Annotated in this window: 12 protein-coding genes and 2 rRNA genes; 8 read left to right on the top strand and 6 right to left on the bottom strand. The window is 34.3% G+C overall.

The window, feature by feature from the left end:
• Both ACP7AQ_RS02735 and rrf read left to right on the top strand, forming a co-directional pair.
• Positions 1-111: ribosomal RNA gene (locus tag ACP7AQ_RS02735) — 23S ribosomal RNA — on the top strand; the annotation flags it as partial.
• A 188-nt stretch (positions 112-299) separates the two neighbouring features.
• Positions 300-409, top strand: a 5S ribosomal RNA gene (rrf, locus tag ACP7AQ_RS02740).
• A 333-nt stretch (positions 410-742) separates the two neighbouring features.
• Here the strand turns inward: rrf and ACP7AQ_RS02745 are convergent.
• The gene (locus tag ACP7AQ_RS02745; RefSeq protein ID WP_426094305.1) at positions 743-1,969 is read right to left on the bottom strand and encodes an aminotransferase class I/II-fold pyridoxal phosphate-dependent enzyme; all 1,227 of its coding nucleotides are present in this window, start codon (positions 1,967-1,969) and stop codon (positions 743-745) included.
• Between the two features lie 285 nt (positions 1,970-2,254).
• Here ACP7AQ_RS02745 and ACP7AQ_RS02750 point away from each other — a divergent pair, with 285 nt between their 5' ends.
• Entirely contained in the window at positions 2,255-2,713 is a 459-nt protein-coding gene (locus ACP7AQ_RS02750) for an Lrp/AsnC family transcriptional regulator (RefSeq protein WP_426063350.1), read from the top strand.
• 151 nt (positions 2,714-2,864) lie between these two features.
• Positions 2,865-4,268 (top strand): dihydrolipoyl dehydrogenase, encoded by a 1,404-nt coding sequence (gene lpdA, locus ACP7AQ_RS02755; RefSeq protein WP_426094306.1) that lies wholly within the window; start codon positions 2,865-2,867, stop codon positions 4,266-4,268.
• Positions 4,269-4,346: 78 nt separating this feature from the next.
• Here the strand turns inward: lpdA and ACP7AQ_RS02760 are convergent, their stop codons facing one another.
• Positions 4,347-4,727, bottom strand: a complete 381-nt coding sequence (locus ACP7AQ_RS02760) for a DoxX family protein (protein ID WP_426094307.1) — start codon at positions 4,725-4,727, stop codon at positions 4,347-4,349.
• 585 nt (positions 4,728-5,312) lie between these two features.
• Between ACP7AQ_RS02760 and ACP7AQ_RS02765 the strand changes: the two genes are divergently transcribed.
• The 4 genes from ACP7AQ_RS02765 (at position 5,313) to ACP7AQ_RS02780 (ending at position 11,950) form a co-directional block, all read left to right on the top strand.
• Positions 5,313-6,614, top strand: coding sequence for an anthranilate synthase component I family protein (locus tag ACP7AQ_RS02765; protein WP_426094308.1), 1,302 nt, complete (start codon positions 5,313-5,315; stop codon positions 6,612-6,614).
• Positions 6,615-6,626: 12 nt separating this feature from the next.
• The gene (gene tilS / locus ACP7AQ_RS02770; RefSeq protein ID WP_426094309.1) at positions 6,627-7,937 is read left to right on the top strand and encodes a tRNA lysidine(34) synthetase TilS; all 1,311 of its coding nucleotides are present in this window, start codon (positions 6,627-6,629) and stop codon (positions 7,935-7,937) included.
• Positions 7,937-9,970: a protein-disulfide reductase DsbD family protein gene (locus ACP7AQ_RS02775; protein ID WP_426094622.1), complete on the top strand. Its 2,034-nt coding sequence runs from the start codon at positions 7,937-7,939 to the stop codon at positions 9,968-9,970. The genes tilS and ACP7AQ_RS02775 overlap by 1 nt, the downstream gene beginning before the upstream one ends.
• 132 nt (positions 9,971-10,102) lie before the next feature.
• A complete protein-coding gene (locus ACP7AQ_RS02780; RefSeq protein WP_426094310.1) occupies positions 10,103-11,950 on the top strand; it encodes a CocE/NonD family hydrolase in 1,848 nt (615 codons plus the stop codon).
• A 247-nt stretch (positions 11,951-12,197) separates the two neighbouring features.
• Here the strand turns inward: ACP7AQ_RS02780 and ACP7AQ_RS02785 are convergent, their stop codons facing one another.
• The 4 genes from ACP7AQ_RS02785 to ACP7AQ_RS02800 all read right to left on the bottom strand — a co-directional run bounded on the left by ACP7AQ_RS02785 (position 12,198) and on the right by ACP7AQ_RS02800 (position 18,605).
• Complete coding sequence (locus tag ACP7AQ_RS02785) at positions 12,198-13,514, bottom strand: ammonium transporter (RefSeq protein WP_426094311.1); 1,317 nt, start codon at positions 13,512-13,514, stop codon at positions 12,198-12,200.
• Between the two features lie 329 nt (positions 13,515-13,843).
• Positions 13,844-14,221, bottom strand: coding sequence for a PH domain-containing protein (locus ACP7AQ_RS02790; RefSeq protein ID WP_426063343.1), 378 nt, complete (start codon positions 14,219-14,221; stop codon positions 13,844-13,846).
• A 9-nt stretch (positions 14,222-14,230) separates the two neighbouring features.
• Entirely contained in the window at positions 14,231-15,538 is a 1,308-nt protein-coding gene (locus ACP7AQ_RS02795; protein ID WP_426094312.1) for an amidohydrolase family protein, read from the bottom strand.
• 70 nt (positions 15,539-15,608) lie between these two features.
• Positions 15,609-18,605 (bottom strand): amidohydrolase family protein, encoded by a 2,997-nt coding sequence (locus tag ACP7AQ_RS02800; RefSeq protein WP_426094313.1) that lies wholly within the window; start codon positions 18,603-18,605, stop codon positions 15,609-15,611.
• Positions 18,606-18,809 lie beyond the last annotated feature (204 nt).

An 18,809-nucleotide genomic window follows, 5' to 3' on the forward strand; every position in this document is an offset into this window, starting at 1 on the left:
AAGATGAGATTTCTTTTAAGGGTCGTGGGAGATGACCACGTTGATAGGCTATAGATGTAAAGGCAGTAATGTCATAGTCGAGTAGTACTAATAACCCGTAAGCTTATGTACGCTTTTCCCCGGGGCAACCCGGGGAAGAAACTTTCTTAATGCTGAACTTGTTTCAGTATCTTTTTTATTAGTTCCTGAAATAAATTCAGGATAAATTCTTTATCTCAGTATGTTAAGATATTATGTAATTGATGTTTATAGCAGTATAAACAACTTTACAATGATTGCCCAAAGCAATTATAACCTCTTAAGGTGGTTATTGCGGCGGGGCTCACCTCTTCCCTTCCCGAACAGAGTAGTTAAGCCCGCCTGCGCAGATGGTACTGCAGTTATGTGGGAGAGTATGTCGTCGCCTTTCTTTGAAAAACCTATTCATTTATTTGAATAGGTTTTTTTGTGTTTAATAAGTATGAGATAGAAGCATAGTAACAAATAAAAAACAATTTGATGGTCAAATAAAATACACACTTAAATTGTTTTTAATATCTATAATGTTGCATTTTAACGGATTACGGATTACGGAAATTTATAAACTTTAGAGTTAATTTAAGCATACGTTAGGTTGATTAAACCTATATTTAGGAGTTTTAGGTTACAATTCTTGTTGTCTTGTTATACCTTGATTGCAATAAAAATTGGTAAAAGAAAGCAGCAAAATATTTGCTGCTTATACAAATTGTAGAAAAATCAACTATACTGTTGAAACGTATTCGGATGTAAGAATATTCAATTCTATCATGCATTGCTTCATCATTTGATAAGTTCTTTCAATGTCATTATCTAATCCTATAGAAAATCGAATTAAACCATCAGTCAATCCCATTTCCATTTGTTCTTCGATCGGTATTTCACTAGAAGTTGAAGTTCCCGGCGCACTGAATAAGGTTTTGTAAAACCCTAAACTTACAGCAAGGTAACCCAAGTTTTTTTCTTGCATCAATTCCATTAATGCATTGGCTTTTTCTAAAGTTCCAACATCCAATGTCATCATTCCGCCAAAACCATATTCTGGATCAATCATCGTTGCATACAATTCATGACTAAGGTGACTTTTTAATCCCGGATAAACCGTTTTTAGTCCCTCTTTTTCAAAACGTTCTGCTAGATATAGCGCATTGCGACTGTGCTGTTTCATTCGGATATGTAAGGTACGCAAGTTTTTCATTACACTGGCCGAACGCAAGCTATCCATTGTTGGACCTAGTAACATACTGGCGCCACTATTCACGTTTTTTAAACTGTCAATAAATTCGTGTGAACCACAGGTAACACCAGCTACAGTATCACTGCTTCCGTTGATGTATTTTGTTAAACTGTGAATGACAATATCTGCACCTAATTTGGCTGGAGAAACGGATAATGGTGAAAATGTATTGTCCACAACTAACTTCAAATTATGTCTTTTGGCTATTTTTGCTAAACCGGCAATGTCAGCTACTTCTAGCAAAGGATTGCTCACCGTCTCGCAGTACAAAACTTTTGTTTCTTGTGTAATTGCGAATTCAACTACATCAAGTTTTGTGATGTCGACAAATGTTGTTTTGATACCTAATCTTGGCGTGAAATTCTTTAAAAAAGCATAGGTTCCACCATAAATAGTTCTGCTCGAAACGATGTGATCACCGGTTCCACACAATTGCAATAGAGTAGGCGTAATCGCTCCCATGCCTGAAGCCGAAACATTAGCTGATTCTGTTCCTTCCATTGCTGCCAATGCTTTGTCTAAGTATAAATTGCTCGGCGAGGAATGTCGAGAATACAAATAACAGCCTTCCATATTGCCTTCAAAAGTATCAAACATCGTTTTTGCCGATAAGAAAGTATAGGTTGAAGAATCTGAAATTGATGGGTTTACACCACCAAATTCACCAAAGTGCTGTAAATCCTGAATGTTGTCTGCTGGCTTTAAATTTTTCATAATTTATATTTAATCGTTAATTTAGGAGCTATTTCCAGCTATTCGTTGCAATCTTTTCTTTTTTTAACAAAAAAAGAAAAGGATTTTCACTGCTACCTGGGCTAGAAATCTGGTGTACATCGAGAAATCTATTTCAAAATAAAATCATTATAGATTAATTATCAATCATATCATTAAATATTGGATTTTAAAACTGCAAAATATGATTAATGTAAATTAAATTTCTAAATTAGCTTCTTAAATAGTGTTTATATAGATTTTATTTCAATTCAATTTTAACAAAAAATGATATTAGATTCAGTAGATAAAAAACTGCTTTTTTTATTACAGACAGATAGTAAGAAAACAACCAAAGAACTTTCCTTAAAACTCAATCTTTCAGTTACTGCCGTTTACGAACGCATAAAAAAATTAGAAAGAGAAGGAATCATCGATAAATATGTTGTGTTAGTTAATCGTTCGAAAGTAGGAAAAGGGTTTGTGGTTTTTTGTCACATTAAATTATTACAGCACATTAAAGAGTTTATCGCTAAGTTTGAAAGCGAAGTGATACAACTCAGGGAAGTGATTGAATGTCACCATGTGAGTGGAGATTACGATTATATACTAAAAATAGTCGTAAAAGATATGGAAGCCTACCGGGAATTTTTGGTTACAAAACTCACTACATTACAACATATAGGAAGCACACACAGCACATTTATGATTAGTGAAGTAAAAAGCACGACCGTTGTTGATATTTAGTAGATAGGTCCATTTACATAAATATTTAACGTTTAGTAAATACTAATTGGTAAAAATTCATAATAAAAAACCTTATGAATTAAACTTTAAACAAAACTTAATTCCTTAATTTTGTGGAACATTTTACAAAACACAATAAAAAAAATATACTATGAGTTCATTTGACGTAGTCATTATAGGTTCTGGACCAGGCGGATATGTATCAGCAATTCGTTGTGCACAGCTGGGTTTCAAAACAGCAATTATAGAAAAATATTCAACTCTTGGAGGAACTTGCCTTAATGTAGGTTGTATTCCATCAAAAGCATTACTTGCTTCCTCTCACCATTACAGTGAAATTGCTCATTTTGCAGAGCACGGGATTGAAGTTTCCGGAGAAGTAAGAGTGAATCTTGAAAAAATGATTGCCCGCAAACAAGCTGTTGTAGATCAAACTTCAGGTGGTGTGAAATTTTTAATGGACAAAAATAAAATAACAGTTCTCGAAGGGTTAGGTTCATTTGTTGATGCTACACATGTTGCTGTTGCAAAAGCGGATGGAACTTCTGAAACGATTGAAGCTAAAAATATCATTATCGCTACAGGTTCAAAACCATCTTCTTTACCATTTATTAAAATTGATAAAGAAAGAATCATCACTTCTACCGAAGCTTTGAAACTGAAAGAAGTGCCAAAACATTTGGTGATTATTGGTGGTGGAGTTATCGGAATTGAATTAGGTCAAGTGTATTTACGATTGGGAGCGCAAGTTTCTGTAGTAGAATATTTAGACAGAATCATTCCTGGAATGGATGCGTCATTGTCTAAAGAATTGACTAAAGTATTAAAAAAACAAGGCATGAAATTTTACGTTTCACACAAAGTGAAATCAGTAGAAAGAAATGGCGAAGGTGTTGTTATTCAAGCGGAAAATGCAAAAGGAGAAACAATTACTCTAGAAGGGGATTATTCATTAGTTTCTGTGGGACGTCGTCCATACACTGACGGTTTGAATGCTGAAAAAGCTGGAGTAAAAATCTCGGAGAGGGGAATGGTAGAAGTAAACGATCATTTACAAACTTCAATTCCTAATATTTATGCCATTGGCGATGTAGTCCGTGGCGCGATGTTAGCGCACAAAGCAGAAGAAGAAGGAGCAATGGTTGCTGAGATATTAGCGGGTCAAAAACCACATATTGATTATAACTTGATTCCGGGTGTCGTTTATACTTGGCCAGAAGTGGCTGCTGTAGGTCAAACGGAGGAACAATTGAAAGCGGCTGGTGTAGATTTCAAATCAGGAAGTTTCCCTTTTAAAGCGTTAGGTCGTGCAAGAGCAGGTGGAGATTTAGACGGATTTGTGAAAATTCTTGCTGATGCAAAAACGGATGAAGTGTTGGGAGTTCATATGATTGGAGCTCGATGTGCGGATTTAATTGCTGAAGCAGTTACAGCCATGGAATTTAAAGCATCTGCTGAAGATATTTCAAGAATGTCTCACGCGCATCCAACATTTGCGGAAGCGATTAAAGAAGCGGCGTTAGCGGCTACTGACAATAGAGCTTTGCATGTATAATTAGTTAAATAATTTTATTTAAAAAAAGTGAAACCCGTTCAATTGAGCGGGTTTTGTTTTTTTACCGGGTGCCTTTATTTAACCTTTTGCTACAAATAAACCTTTATAATTATCCCAATGAGTGTAAATTAAAAACAGATTTCCTAAAAATAAGAACACGGCAACAGGAATTCCTTCAGGGGACAAGAAAAAATTAATAAATAAAATGTTTAAGGTTATGGGTAGGATTAAGATATTGGCTAACGTAACATACCGTCCCACAATAAAGGAGAGTCCGCAAAGTAGTTCTATTGATTTTGCTAATGGCAAGATATAAGTAGAGGCGACTAAACCTATATTAAAAGCTTTGAAGTTTCCGGTAACTTCGGGTTCTGGTGCTAATTTTAGAAAAAAGCTAATGGACGCATAAAGTAATATAAGTCCAATTAAAGTTCGGATAGTAATAATTGCAATTTTCATAATATATTGTGTTAGAGGTTACAAATTAGATAGTTATTATTTTGGAACATCATTGTCATTCCTGTACATAATTTCCCATTGATGTCCATTTAAATCGGCAAAATTGTAATGGTACATTTATACATGATTTTATAGCTTCATATCGATCGAACCACTTTCATCAAGGGCATTTTTGACCATTACATTAACTTTTTCTCTACAATCAACATTTATGGCAACTAATAGTAGTGCACTTACATGGGCCTGGCAAATTTCTTTTTTAATAAATTCTACACCACGTAGCTCAGTAACTGGGATAGCAAAAATATTTTTGACTGTAATCTTGCTGGCAGCATGCTCATCAGAAAATTAAGGATTGCAAGAAAATCTAAGTTTAGAAAAAAAATAAATTGATTTTTTTCGCTTCTTTAACAACTAAATTTAGGGAAATTTTCGAAGCCATTATGGGAATGATTAAAAGATTAAAAAAAGTCCGAAATTGATCCTACACTATTAAAATTACAAAAAAATAAGCTAATTTTAATAAAATCGGTTATTGAAGGTTTATTTTTTGTTGTAATTTTGAATTTTAAACACCAAACCTTTTTGAGAACTTCAATTTACAAGTCTATTTCCGATCCAAAATTGTTCAAACAACAACTTTTATTTTGGTCTCAACAGTTTCGAGAAATTATTTATTTGGACAGTAATGATTATACACACAATTATTCCAATTATGATTGTGTCCTTGCCGTCGATTCATTTACTTCAATAAAGACCGATTATCACAATGCCTTTGAGGATTTAAAACAGTACCAGCAAAACACCAAAGACTGGCTTTTTGGTTATTTATCGTATGATTTAAAAAATGATATTGAGCAATTACAATCTAAGAATTATGACGGGTTGGATTTTCCGGATTTGTATTTCTTTCAGCCTAAGAAGTTGTTTTTATTGAAAGGAAATCAGCTGGAAATTCAATATCTCAAGATGTGTGATGATGAAGTGGAGGATGATTTTGAAGAAATCAGTGTTCAGCGTTTAGTGTTTAATAATCAGGAATCTGCAATAAAAATTCAGCAACGAATTCCGAAGGCGAATTATCTTGAGAAGGTCGCTAAAGCACTGGAGCACATTCATCAAGGCAATATTTATGAATCTAATTTTTGTATGGAATTTTTTGCTGAAAATGCCGTCATAAATCCAATCGAAAAATATATCAAACTCAACGAAATTTCTCAGGCACCATTTGCAGTTTTTTTTAAAAACAATAAACATTTTTTACTGTCGGCGACACCGGAACGCTATCTAAAGAAAGAAGGAGAGTTCATTATTTCGCAACCGATTAAAGGAACCGCAAAACGATTTTTGGATGCAAGTGAAGATGAGCAATCAAAAATGCGATTGGCATTAGATCCAAAAGAACGAGCCGAAAATATTATGATTACGGATTTAGTCCGCAATGATTTGTCGCGAACGGCACAAAAAGGATCAGTGGAAGTGCGAGAGTTGTGCAAAATTTATTCTTTTTTGCAAGTTCACCAAATGATATCAACGGTTACCTCTAAATTAGATTCGAAATATTCCGTAATTGATATTTTGAAAACAACTTTTCCAATGGGAAGTATGACTGGAGCGCCAAAGATTTCGGTGATGAAAATCATTGAACAACTGGAAGAAACAAAACGGGGTTTATACAGTGGAGCAGTAGGGTACTTTACACCTGAGGGAGATTTTGATTTTAACGTAGTAATTCGCAGCATTTTATACAATCAAGAAAAAAAATATGTTTCTTTTTCGGTTGGAAGTGCCATCACTTCGCAATCAATTCCTGAAAACGAGTATGAAGAATGTTTGCTAAAAGCAAAAGCTATGCGAGAAGTTTTAAGTGAAATTAAAACGAATTAATTAAATTTGAACATGCTACAGAAATTCAAAAACCATATTCTTCATAATTTCCCGTTTTTGAACGGGAAAAAAATACTGCTTGCCACAAGCGGCGGGAAAGACAGTATGGTCATGGTGCATTTGTTTCAGCAACTGGATTATAAAATAGGAATCGCACATTGCAATTTTCAATTGCGCGGAATGGAAAGTTTTGAAGATCAGAATTTCATTAAGGAATATGCCCTTACAAATGCTATTCCGATATTTATAACACAATTTGATACCAAAGCTTTTGCTGAAGATTATAAAATTTCTACACAAGTTGCAGCTCGAGAATTACGCTACAACTGGTTTTATGAATTACTAGAAACTGAAAAATATGATTATATTCTAACTGCCCATCATGCCGATGATAATTTGGAAACGTTTTTAATCAATCTGGTTCGAGGAACGGGATTAGAAGGTTTGACAGGGATTCCGGAACAGAACGAAAAAGTAATTCGTCCACTTTTGGCATTTAGCCAAGAAGAAATGGAAGAATATACAAAAATAAATACCATTCAGTGGCGCGAAGACAGCAGCAATGCATCGGATAAATACTTTCGAAATAAAATTCGTCATCATTTGGTTCCGATTTTAAAGGAATTAAATTCAAATCTCCTTTCCTCGTTTCACAAAACACAGGCGTATTTGCAGGAAGCACAAGTTATGGTCGAAGATGCTTCCATCATGATTTATCAGCAAGTTGCAAAGCAAGAGGAGGATACTATTTATTTTGATTTAATAAAATTAAAAAAATTACCCAACTATAAATCATATTTATATCAGTGGCTGAAAGAATTTGAATTTTCGGCATGGGATGATATTTATGATTTGGTCGAAAGCCAATCTGGAAAATACGTGTATTCTCCTGAATTCCGATTATTGAAAGACAGAGATTCTTTAATCCTAAGCCCAATAAATTTCGTAAATGAAAGGGAGGAATATTTTATTGCTGAAGATCAAAAAGAAGTTAATATTCCCTTAAATCTTTCATTTTGTAAAGTAGCTGACATTAGTAACGTTTCTAATAAAGCTATCTTTGTGGATGTTGATAAATTGCAATTTCCGCTAGTCTTACGTCATTGGAACGAGGGCGATAGCTTTAAACCTTTTGGTATGAATGGTAAATCGAAGAAAGTGAGTAAGCTTTTTAAAGATGAAAAATTATCGTTGATAGAAAAAGAAAACTCGTGGCTTTTGAGTTCGGATAATGAAATTGTTTGGATAATTGGCCTGCGTCAGGATGAACGTTTTAGAATAGATGACACAACAAAAAATATACTTAAAATACAATTAGAATGATGAAGAAACTACTATTTATACTTATTGCTTTTTTGGCTTTTGCCAATGGTGACGCTCAAATTCTTGATCCTGCAAAATGGACGACCAAAATAGAAAAAAAATCAGATACTAATTACATCCTAACTTTTGATGCTATTATAGAAAAAGATTGGCATCTGTATTCCCAATTTACGGCTGAAGGCGGCTCTTTGCCTTTGGAAATTAGTTTCAATAATCAAAAAGGAAATTTTAATTTAGTTGGCAAAGCCAAAGAAAGTAAAACCAAAACTGCTTTCAATGATATATTTGAAGTGAACGAAACGTACTTTGAAAATAAAGCTCAAATTCAGCAGGAGATTTCGATTATAAATCCAAAAATCACGAAAATTGAAGTCAACTTTAATTATCAGGTTTGTAAAGAAGCGTGTATCAATATCGAGAAGAATTTTACGTTTGCGATTCCTGCGACTTCAAAAACAGCAGAGATAGCTATTTTAGCAACTGATTTAACGACTATAGATTCGGCTAAAGTTGATACTGAAGTTGTAAATACCGATGTAAATAAAGCAGAAACTGTCACTCCTGAAATCGTTCCTGTTTTAGATAATAAACCTTCAACTCAAAGAGGATTATGGTCTATTTTCTTCATTGCTTTTCTTTCTGGATTTGCCGCTTTGCTTACTCCTTGTGTCTTCCCGATGATTCCTATGACAGTAAGTTTTTTTACGAAACAAAGTAAAACAAAAGCAAAAGGAATTAGGAACGCCATTATTTATGGAATTGCCATTATATTCATTTATGTAGTTTTAGGTTTCTTAGTGACTTGGATTTTTGGTGCCGATGCACTGAATGCGTTATCGACAAATGTTTGGTTTAATATTATATTTTTTATATTATTGGTCACATTTGCTGCGTCGTTTTTGGGCGCTTTTGAAATTATGTTGCCTTATTCATGGGCTAATAAAGTGGATAATCAAGCCGACAGAGGCGGAATAATTGGAATTTTATTCATGGCCTTGGCATTAGCGATTGTATCTTTTTCATGTACCGGGCCAATCGTAGGAACTCTTTTAGTCGAAGCTGCTTCCAAAGGCGGAATTGCACCAATTATTGGAATGTTCGGATTTTCATTGGCCTTAGCTTTACCTTTTATGTTGTTTGCGATGTTCCCGGGTTGGTTAAATTCATTACCAAAATCCGGTGGTTGGTTAAATACAGTTAAAGTAGTTTTAGGATTTTTAGAATTGGCTTTGGCATTCAAATTTTTATCGAATGCGGATTTGGTACTGCAGTTGCATTTCTTGGAAAGAGAAGTTTTCTTAGCGATTTGGATTGCTATTTTTGGAACATTGGCATTTTATTTATTCGGAAAAATTACGCTTCCGCATGATAGCCCGATGAATCATATTTCGGTGGGAAGATTGTCTTTTGGATTAGTAGTTTTGGCCTTTACCATCTATTTAATTCCAGGAATTTGGGGAGCACCTTTAAAATTAATTTCTGGTTTCCCGCCGCCAATGACCTATAGCGAAAGTCCATACGGAGTGGGAAACTCTAAAGGTGGTACTAATGCATCAGCTGTAATTTTGCCGAACGGCGCACATTTAGGACCACATGATCTTATAGCCTTTGAAGATTATGAAAAAGGATTGGCTTATGCCAAATCAATAAATAAACCAATTTTACTTGATTTCACAGGATATGCTTGTGTCAATTGTAGAAAAATGGAAGATTATGTTTGGTCTGATCCTGCGATTTTAAAAATATTACAAGATGAAGTGGTGCTGATCTCTTTATATGTCGATGATAAAAGAGAATTACCAAAAAGCGAGCAATATGTGTCTAAAGAAACCGGTAAAGAAATTGTAAGTGTGGGGAATAAATGGAGTGATTTTCAAATTACAAGATACAAAGCCAATGCGCAACCGTATTACATTGTTTTGGATACTGAAGAAAACATGTTATCTGATAAACCAGAAAGTTACAACTCAGATATTAACGCCTATAAAGGCTGGTTGAGAGAAGGAATTGATTCATTTAAAAAGGCCAAATAGGCCTTTTTTTTTGTTTTTTTATATTTTAAAGGCATTCGAAATATTGCTTTTAAAAATCATAAATTTAAATTTATGTTGGTTTTATTTGGTAAGATTTTTTATCTTTAAAAACTATTTTAACTTATAAAATTTATGAAAAAACTACTAAGTATTTCTCTTTTATTTCTTGGTGCGGTGTTATTTGCACAAGATAATAAAGTGAATTATGTGTCTGAAAATTACACTAAAAAAGAAGTGCATATCAAAATGCGTGACGGAGCAGAATTATTTACATCGATCTACACTCCAAAAGACATTTCCAAAAAATATCCTATTATAATGCAAAGAACGCCCTATAATTCAGGGCCTTATGGAGAAAATCAGTTCAAAAAAAGTATTTCTCCAAGTGAAACCATGATGAAGGACGGGTATATTGTAGTCTATCAAGATGTCCGCGGTCGATTTATGAGTGATGGTTTGTACGATAATATGCGTGGTTTTATTCCAAATAAAAAAGGAAAGAAAGATACCGATGAAGCTTCGGATACGTATGATACGATTGATTGGTTGGTTAAAAATGTGGCTAATAACAACGGCAATGTGGGTACTTGGGGGATTTCTTACCCTGGATTTTACGCAACATATTCTTTGTTGAGTAATCATCCGGCTTTGAAAGCAGTTTCGCCTCAAGCGTGTATTGCTGATTTCTTTTTTGATGATTTTCATCACAATGGTGCTTATTTGTTGAGCTATTGGAAAGTAACTCCATTATTTGGTCCGCAAAAAACAAAGCGTACCGTTGAGCCTTGGTATAAATTTGCGAATACGGGCACAAATGATGACTACCAGTTTTTCCTTGATGCTGGACCTCTATCTAATTTAGACAAATATTACGGTAAAGACGATGAATTTTGGCAACAACTGAAAGACCATTCCAGTTATGATGATTTTTGGCAAAAGCGTGGCATTTTACAACATTTAAAAAACATTAAACCAGCTGTAATGACAGTGGGAGGTTGGTTTGATGCTGAAGATTTATACGGTCCTTTAAATACTTATAGTACGATAGAAAAGAGCAGCAAAAACTACAACACAATCGTAATGGGACCCTGGAGTCACGGTGATTGGGCTAGAAATTCTGCAAAACAAGTAATTGGTAATATTAATTTTGGCGACAGTATTTCCGGTTATTATCAAAAAAATATAGAAGCTAATTTCTTCCGTCATTTCTTAAAAAACAACGGTAAAGGTGAAAACAAATTACCGGAAGCATATGTTTTTGACACTGGAAGAAAAGAATGGAAAACGTATGAAACTTGGCCTCCTCAAAATACTGAAAAACAAGATTTCTTTTTGCAAGGAAGTCAATTGACAAAAATGGCGAAGAAAAATATTTCTTTTGAAGAATTCATCAGTGATCCTAAAAAACCGGTTCCTTATTCTGAAGATATCAAACAAGCAGGGCTAACGCCAAGGAAATACATGACAGATGATCAGCGTTTTGCTGCTAGACGCCCCGATGTAATTGTTTTTGAAACAGAAATATTGAACGACGATACTACATTAGCCGGAGAAATATTGGCAAAATTACAAGTGTCAACCACTGGAACTGATGCGGATTGGATTGTTAAGGTGATTGACGTTTTCCCGAATGATGAACCGGAGACAAAAGAAGTGGCTCCTTATTTAAAAATGAGTAATTATCACATGATGGTGCGCAGTGAAGTGATGAGAGGGCGTTTTAGAAACAGTTTTTCAAAACCAGAACCTTTTGTAGCCAATGAAAAAACGGCAGTTAACATTAAATTACAGGATGTTTTTCATACTTTCAAAAAAGGACATAAAATCCAGATTCAGGTTCAGAGTACGTGGTTTCCATTTATTGATTTGAATCCGCAAACGTTTGTTGATAATATTTTTTATGCTAAACCAGAAGATTTTCAAAAACAAACCCACAGAATTTATAATGATTCAAAAGTTGAGTTTACTATCTTAAAATAGATAATCGGGTTAAGTAATAAGAAACCCTAAGACTATATTTTAAAATGAAATCCCAATCTTTATCTTAAGATTGGGATTTTGTTTTAAAGTATGTTGGCTAAAATTAATATTTGATAAATTAGATTTAATGCTGTTAGTTTAATGTTTAAAAAAAGAGTCTTATTTTATAAATTATCAGTTTTTAGGACAGTTGTAGAGCAAAAATAAACGCTCTGAATTTTAGAGTGTTTATTAATTTTATGATGATTTACAAAAACTCACCATGTTGAGAAATATCTAAGCCTAACTCTTCTTTTTCTTCACTTACACGAAGCGGAGTAATTTTATTTACAATAAAGAAAAGGAAATAGGAAGCTGTAAAAGCAAATATGGAAACGACTGCTAAAGCAGTTAACTGGTTCAAGAATAATGTAGCATCGCCAAAAATCAGTCCTTGGTTATCACCAACAACAGAGTTGATTGATTTTGAAGCAAATACTCCAGTTAAAAGCATTCCAACCATTCCACCGACACCATGACAGGCGAAAACGTCTAAAGCATCATCAATTTTCTCTTTATGGAAACTCCTAACCACTAAATTACTCACTATACTGGCAAAGGCTCCGATGAACATACCGTGTGAAATGCTTACAAATCCTGCCGCAGGAGTTATGGCGACTAAACCTACTACAACACCGATACAAGCTCCCATTGCGGAAAGTTTGTGACCAAGAATTTTATCAAGAAATACCCAAGACATTCCCGCAGCCGCAGCCGCAACAGTAGTCGTACCAAGAGCTTGAACTGCCAGACCGTTTGAACCTAAAGCTGATCCCGCATTGAAACCAAACCATCCAAACCATAATAAACCAGTTCCTAATAATACATAAGTGATACGAGCAGGATTTACTTTTTGTACTTTTCTTTTTCCTAAGAAAATGGCTCCGGCTAAAGCAGCCCATCCAGCACTCATGTGAACAACTGTTCCACCGGCGAAATCTAAAACTCCCATTTTAAAGAAAATGCCATCTGGATGCCAGGTCATGTGTGCCAATGGCGTGTAAACGAGTAATATGAATAAAACCATAAATAATAAGTACGCCCAAAAACGAATTCTTTCTGCAAATGCGCCTGTAATTAATGCTGGCGTGATTATGGCGAATTTCGCTTGAAATAAAGCAAACAACATAAAAGGGATTGTTGGAGCCAAACTCCATGATGTGTTGGTTCCTACACCTTGGAAAAATAAATTTGGGATAGGATTTCCTATGATACCACCAATTGATGGGCCAAACGATAATCCAAAAGCGATAACAATCCATAAAACGGTTACAATTATCATTGCCATAAAACTTTGAAGCATGGTACTGATAACATTTTTTTTGCCTACCATTCCACCATAAAAGAAACCTAAACCAGGAGTCATAATGAATACAAGTGCTGTCGCAACAATCATCCAAGCGGTATCGCCAGTATCAAATTTTACAGCTTCTGCCGGAGCAGGGTTATCTGTTAGAAAATAATTTGAAAAAAAGGTTAATACCAAGATTGTGATTAATAGTACACTTAAAATAATTTTCCTCATTGTTTTTAGTTTTAAATTTCAATAAAAATATAAAAATCATCATTAACCCCCTTAAAAAAAGCTGTTGAATGTTTTATTTTTATGATTTAAACAATGTGTACCCCTTTTTATTATAGGTATAGTGTAATATTAAGTGAAAAATTAGAATTTGTCAAAGTAAGCTCAAAGAGAAATCTTATTTTAACTGTTAAAGTGGGTATTCTTATAATATTTAATTCTCTGATCCGGATTTGTTTTATTTTTTAATTGTAAACAGAATTGGGTAAAATAAAAATGACACTAACTGAATTTCAATTAGTGTCATCTTTAGGATTTCTTCAATATTGTTTCTATTTCAAAGTATGCATACTTAAAATTTTGTATACTTCATTAATGTTGTTTCCGCCTTTTCCGAATTGTTTGATAATTGGATTGTTGTCATTATTCAACCAAATTTTTAATTCGGCATCTAAATCCAATATTCCGGCGCTTTCTTTAGAGAATTTCTTAATACTTGAATACGGAATTGACATGTAATCAACTTTGCTTCCAACCAATTGTTTTTCGACCAAAATCAGTCTTTTATTGGTGAAAATAAACATATCCCGAATAAGTTTATACGCTTTTTCAATTATCTCGCCATCAATTAAGATTGGCTCAAATTCATTAGAAATATTTTCAATATTTACTTCAGATGCATTGCCTAAAATGGCATTAAATAGTCCCATTGTATTACTTTATTTTTGATTGTATTTTGTTTTATAGCGGTCGTTCAGCTTTGTTTGATGCGTTTCCAGACTGATCATCCTGCCTTGGATAAAAGCGTTGGTCAATTTATTTGTTCTCATATCCAAAGCATCACCTTCAGAAACAAATAGTGTAGCGTCTTTTCCTTGCTCTAAGGTACCACATTGCGCATCAATTCCTAATATTTTAGCAGTATTTGATGTTATTAATTGCAACGCTTGCTCTTTGTTTAGTCCGTACGCAGCGCATGTTCCAGCTAAAAATGGTAGATTTCTGGTATTCATTCTTTCATGGGCACCGCTGTTTTCTAAACCTACAAGAACTCCTTTATCTGTTAGTAATTTAGCATTTTTGTATGGTAAATCAATATCATGATCGTCATTTTCAGGCATTTCATGCACTCGTCTAAGCAGCACGCCAATATTATTTTTTTGTAATAATTCAGCTGTTTTGTAGGCTTCATATCCGCCAACAATCACCATTTTTTTAATGCCACTTTCTTTAACAAATTGCACCGCATCGATGATTTGTTTTTCTTCATTGGCATGAATAAATAGCGTTTGGCTTCCGTCGTACAAACCTTTTGTAGATTCTAAAACTAAATTTCGCTCTTTCGAACTTTCGCCTAAATACGCTTTTGCATTAGATAAAAAAGAAGATAATTCTAAAATTTGTTTTGAATAATCCTTATTGGCCTCGATGTTTCCCGGTTCAAATCTGGTACCGCCACGTTTGAACGTAGTAGGGAAGTTGATGTGAATGCCATCATTTTCTTTTATAAGCGCATCTTTCCAGTGCCAGGCATCCAGTTGAACAATTGAGGAAGAACCAGATATAACTCCGCCTCTAGGCGTGATTTGAGCCATCAAAATACCGTTCGGTCTTACAGTTTCTATTACTTTTGAATCGGCTGTGTAAGCAACAATACTTCTTACGTGAGGCTTCATAGCGCCAATTTCATCTTCATCATCAGAAGATTTTACAGCATCAATTTCAACTAAACCTAGTGTAGAATTGGGAGCTATAAATCCTGGATAAACGTGTTTTCCGCTTGCATCAATTGTTACATCGTATGCACCGGCGGCTAATCGGATTACTCTGGCATCCGCAACCAAAGTAATTTTCCCGTCCATAAATCCGATGGCACTGTTCTCAATTATTTCGCCATTACCAAGGTGTGCTGTAGCATTGAGAATCAAAATAGATTTTGATTGTTTCGCGGCAGGTGTTTGTTGTGCCTGTGTAAGTACTGATATACTAAATGCCAATATTAAAAGATATATTTTTTTACTAATCATAGTTATAGATTTTTTAGAATTGCTTTGCTTTATCATAAAAGCACGATTGTTGAAATTTAAATGCATTGTATTATTCTTCTAAAGTATCACAATGATATTCTTTCTTCTCCGTTTTTTTTGGTTCTTGCGTGGTCATGCCTTTATTTTTTTCTTGCAATAACTGACCTATTAGCTCACTTCTTTCTTTAGCAATTGCTACTCTTTGCGCTTCATCTTTTTGAGCATCGTAATATACTATACCTTCAATTAAGGTTTTCTCAGCTTTGGAATAAATTGATAATGGATTGGTGTTCCACAATACAATATCGGCATCTTTACCCACTTTGATACTTCCTACTTTGTCATCAATATGCAATAGTTTAGCAGGATTCAGAGTAACAAATTTCCAAGCATCTTCTTCAGAAATATTCCCATATTTTACTGCTTTTGCTGCTTCCTGATTCAATCTTCGGGACATTTCAGCATCATCAGAGTTGTAGGCTACTACAATTCCGGCATTATGCATGATAGGTCCGTTGAAAGGAATAGCATCATTTACTTCAAATTTATAAGCCCACCAATCCGAAAAAGTAGAGGCTCCAACACCATGTTCTTTCATTTTGTCGGCGACTTTATAGCCTTCAAGAATGTGGGTGTAGGTATTGACTCTAAAATCGAATTTTTCGGCTACATTCATCAACATCAAAATTTCAGATTGTACATAAGAATGACAAGAGATGAAACGTTTTTTGTTTAAGATTTCGGCTAATGTTTGAAGTTCTAAATCAACTCTTGGCGCTTTCCCTTTTCCTTTTCCTTTTTTACCAGTAGAATTGTAGTTTTTCCAAGCTAAGTCATATTCTTTAGCACGTTGAAAATAGTCTGTAAAAACTTGCTCAACACCCATTCTAGTTTGCGGAAAACGAGTAGGATTTACGTTACCCCAATTGGCTTGTTTTACATTTTCTCCCAAAGCAAATTTAATAAATCCTGGTTGGTCTTTGTACAGCATTTCATCTGCAGGTGCTCCCCATTTCCATTTTACAATCGCTGAACGTCCCCCAATTGGATTGGCTGAACCGTGTAATAATTGTGATGTCGTAACTCCACCGGCTAAATCTCTGTAGATATTAATGTCTTCTGAATTCACTACATCTTGAATTGTGACCTCGGCGCTGGAGTTGTGTCCACCTTCATTCACACCATTAGAAATGGCAATATGTGAATGTTCATCAATAATTCCACTTGTTAAATGTTTTCCTTTGGCATCAACGATTGTAGCGGATGCATCAGAAATATTTTTTCCGATAGATGCTATTTTTCCGTTTTTGACCAATACATCTGTTTCTTCTAAAATACCATCTTTTTCATTGGTCCAAACGGTAGCATTTTTAAAAAGTATTGTTTCTGCTACAGGTTTCTTTAGATTTCCAAAAGCAACATTAGGAAATGTTGTTGGGATAATCATATTGTTCTTCTCAATTTTGGAGGAATCAATCGCTTTTGTAAATGGGGAGGTTTTTACCGCCGACCATTTCACTTCATTTCCATTGAATAAAACCGCTTTTCCAGAAAGATTTTGGGTGTCCTCAATATATCCAATTAATCTTGTGAAACTGGTTTTTGTTGAATCATTGGGTTTAATAACTGTAGAAATCCAATTATTGGTCATTGTAAGTTTTGACTTGATTTTTTTTGCGTCAACCGTTGTGATTTCTGATTTTGGTGCAGTAATTTCGCCATCAATCTTCCATTTGTATTTTTCAGCATTTATGGTTAAATCATAATTTCCACGAATGTCCTTCGTTGCGATGTCATTGACAACAAATTTGTTTCCTTGAACCCAGTTTTCGTATAGCACCGTTTTTTCTTCGAAAATTTCTCCGGATGTAATCACAAAATTCGCCAAACTTCCTGTTTTCAAAGTTCCCATTTCGTTACTTTTTCCTAAAAGAGCAGCAGGAATTGTCGTTAATGCTTCTAATGCTTTCGTTTTATCAAAACCATATTTGATAGCTCTTAAAAGATTTGGTCTGAAATCTTCCATCTTCTTTAACTTGTCTGTTGTCAAGGCGAAAATAATCCCATTGTCAGCTAAAACTTTAAGGTTCGTCGGTGCTTGGTTCCAAAAACGCAAGTCTTTCAATTCCATTTGGTTCGCTTGGTTTGGGTCTGAAACATCATACGCTTCCGGGAAATTGACAGGAATAATAAATTTCGAATTCGTCTTTTTGATTTCCTCAATGCGTTCAAATTCATTTCCGTTTCCTTTTAAAACATAATTTAAGCCAAATTCATTTGCTATTTTGGCAGCGCGTAAACTGTTTAATTTGTCTTCTGAAGCAAATATTTGCACTAACTTTTCATTATTCGCTAAGGCTTCTAACGACAAATCTTTGGTAGTTGAATTTCCTTTTTTATACCAGTCTAAATCATAATACATTTGGCGTAATAATGCCATCATTCCCATTAATGAACTTGGATAGGATTGATTAGTGGTTACACTTTTAGTAAAAGCAAAATGATTGGTCACTTTATCGGAAAGCAGTTGATTCTTTTTTTCAAAGTTGTTCAAAGCGATTAAAGTTCCTGATCCGCGGGCGATTCCGTCAGGTACATGAGTTCCCACTACACCAAATCCAGCTTTCAATAATTCTTCCGCTTTAGTTTGGTCGTATTTAAAAGCTTGGTAGGCATTTACCTCGGAACGAATGCTCTCATTCCAATAAAAACCGGATCTGTTAGTATCGTATGACGGATTCCTTTCGGTGGTTGCTTTTGGTTTTTCGATTCCAAAACTGGTGTAAATGTCAATAAAAGAGGGATAAATGGATCTTCCATCTAAATTGATTGTCGTACAATTTTTAGGAATTGAAATGTTATTTCCAACACCAATTACTTTTCCGTTTTGAATCAGTAAAGTACCTTTTTCAATAACTTGTGTCGGTGTTACATAGATTTTTGCATTGGTAAAAGCAGTAAAATTGCTGGTTTTGTTTTGAACACTTTCATTATTTGGAAAGTATTCCTGTGCGTAGGTTTTTGGCAGTAAAAAACTGAAAAAGAGTAGGAGTAAGATTTTTTTCATAGTATGGTTTCTAATTATTTTCTAAAAGTAGAAAAATGCTAATAGTATACGTCAATTTTTTTAATTTTAACATTTGGTTTTTGCGAAAAATGAATGGTATAGGGCTATATACCAAAGAATTTTGACTATTTTTTGAATAAATTTTTGTTATTCATTATTTCATTAAAAGTTTTGTAGGATTTGTAATTATAATAAGAAAAGTTT

Origin of the sequence: Flavobacterium sp. DSR2-3-3, assembly GCF_049896585.1 — a bacterium.
Classification (GTDB): Bacteria; Bacteroidota; Bacteroidia; order Flavobacteriales; family Flavobacteriaceae; genus Flavobacterium.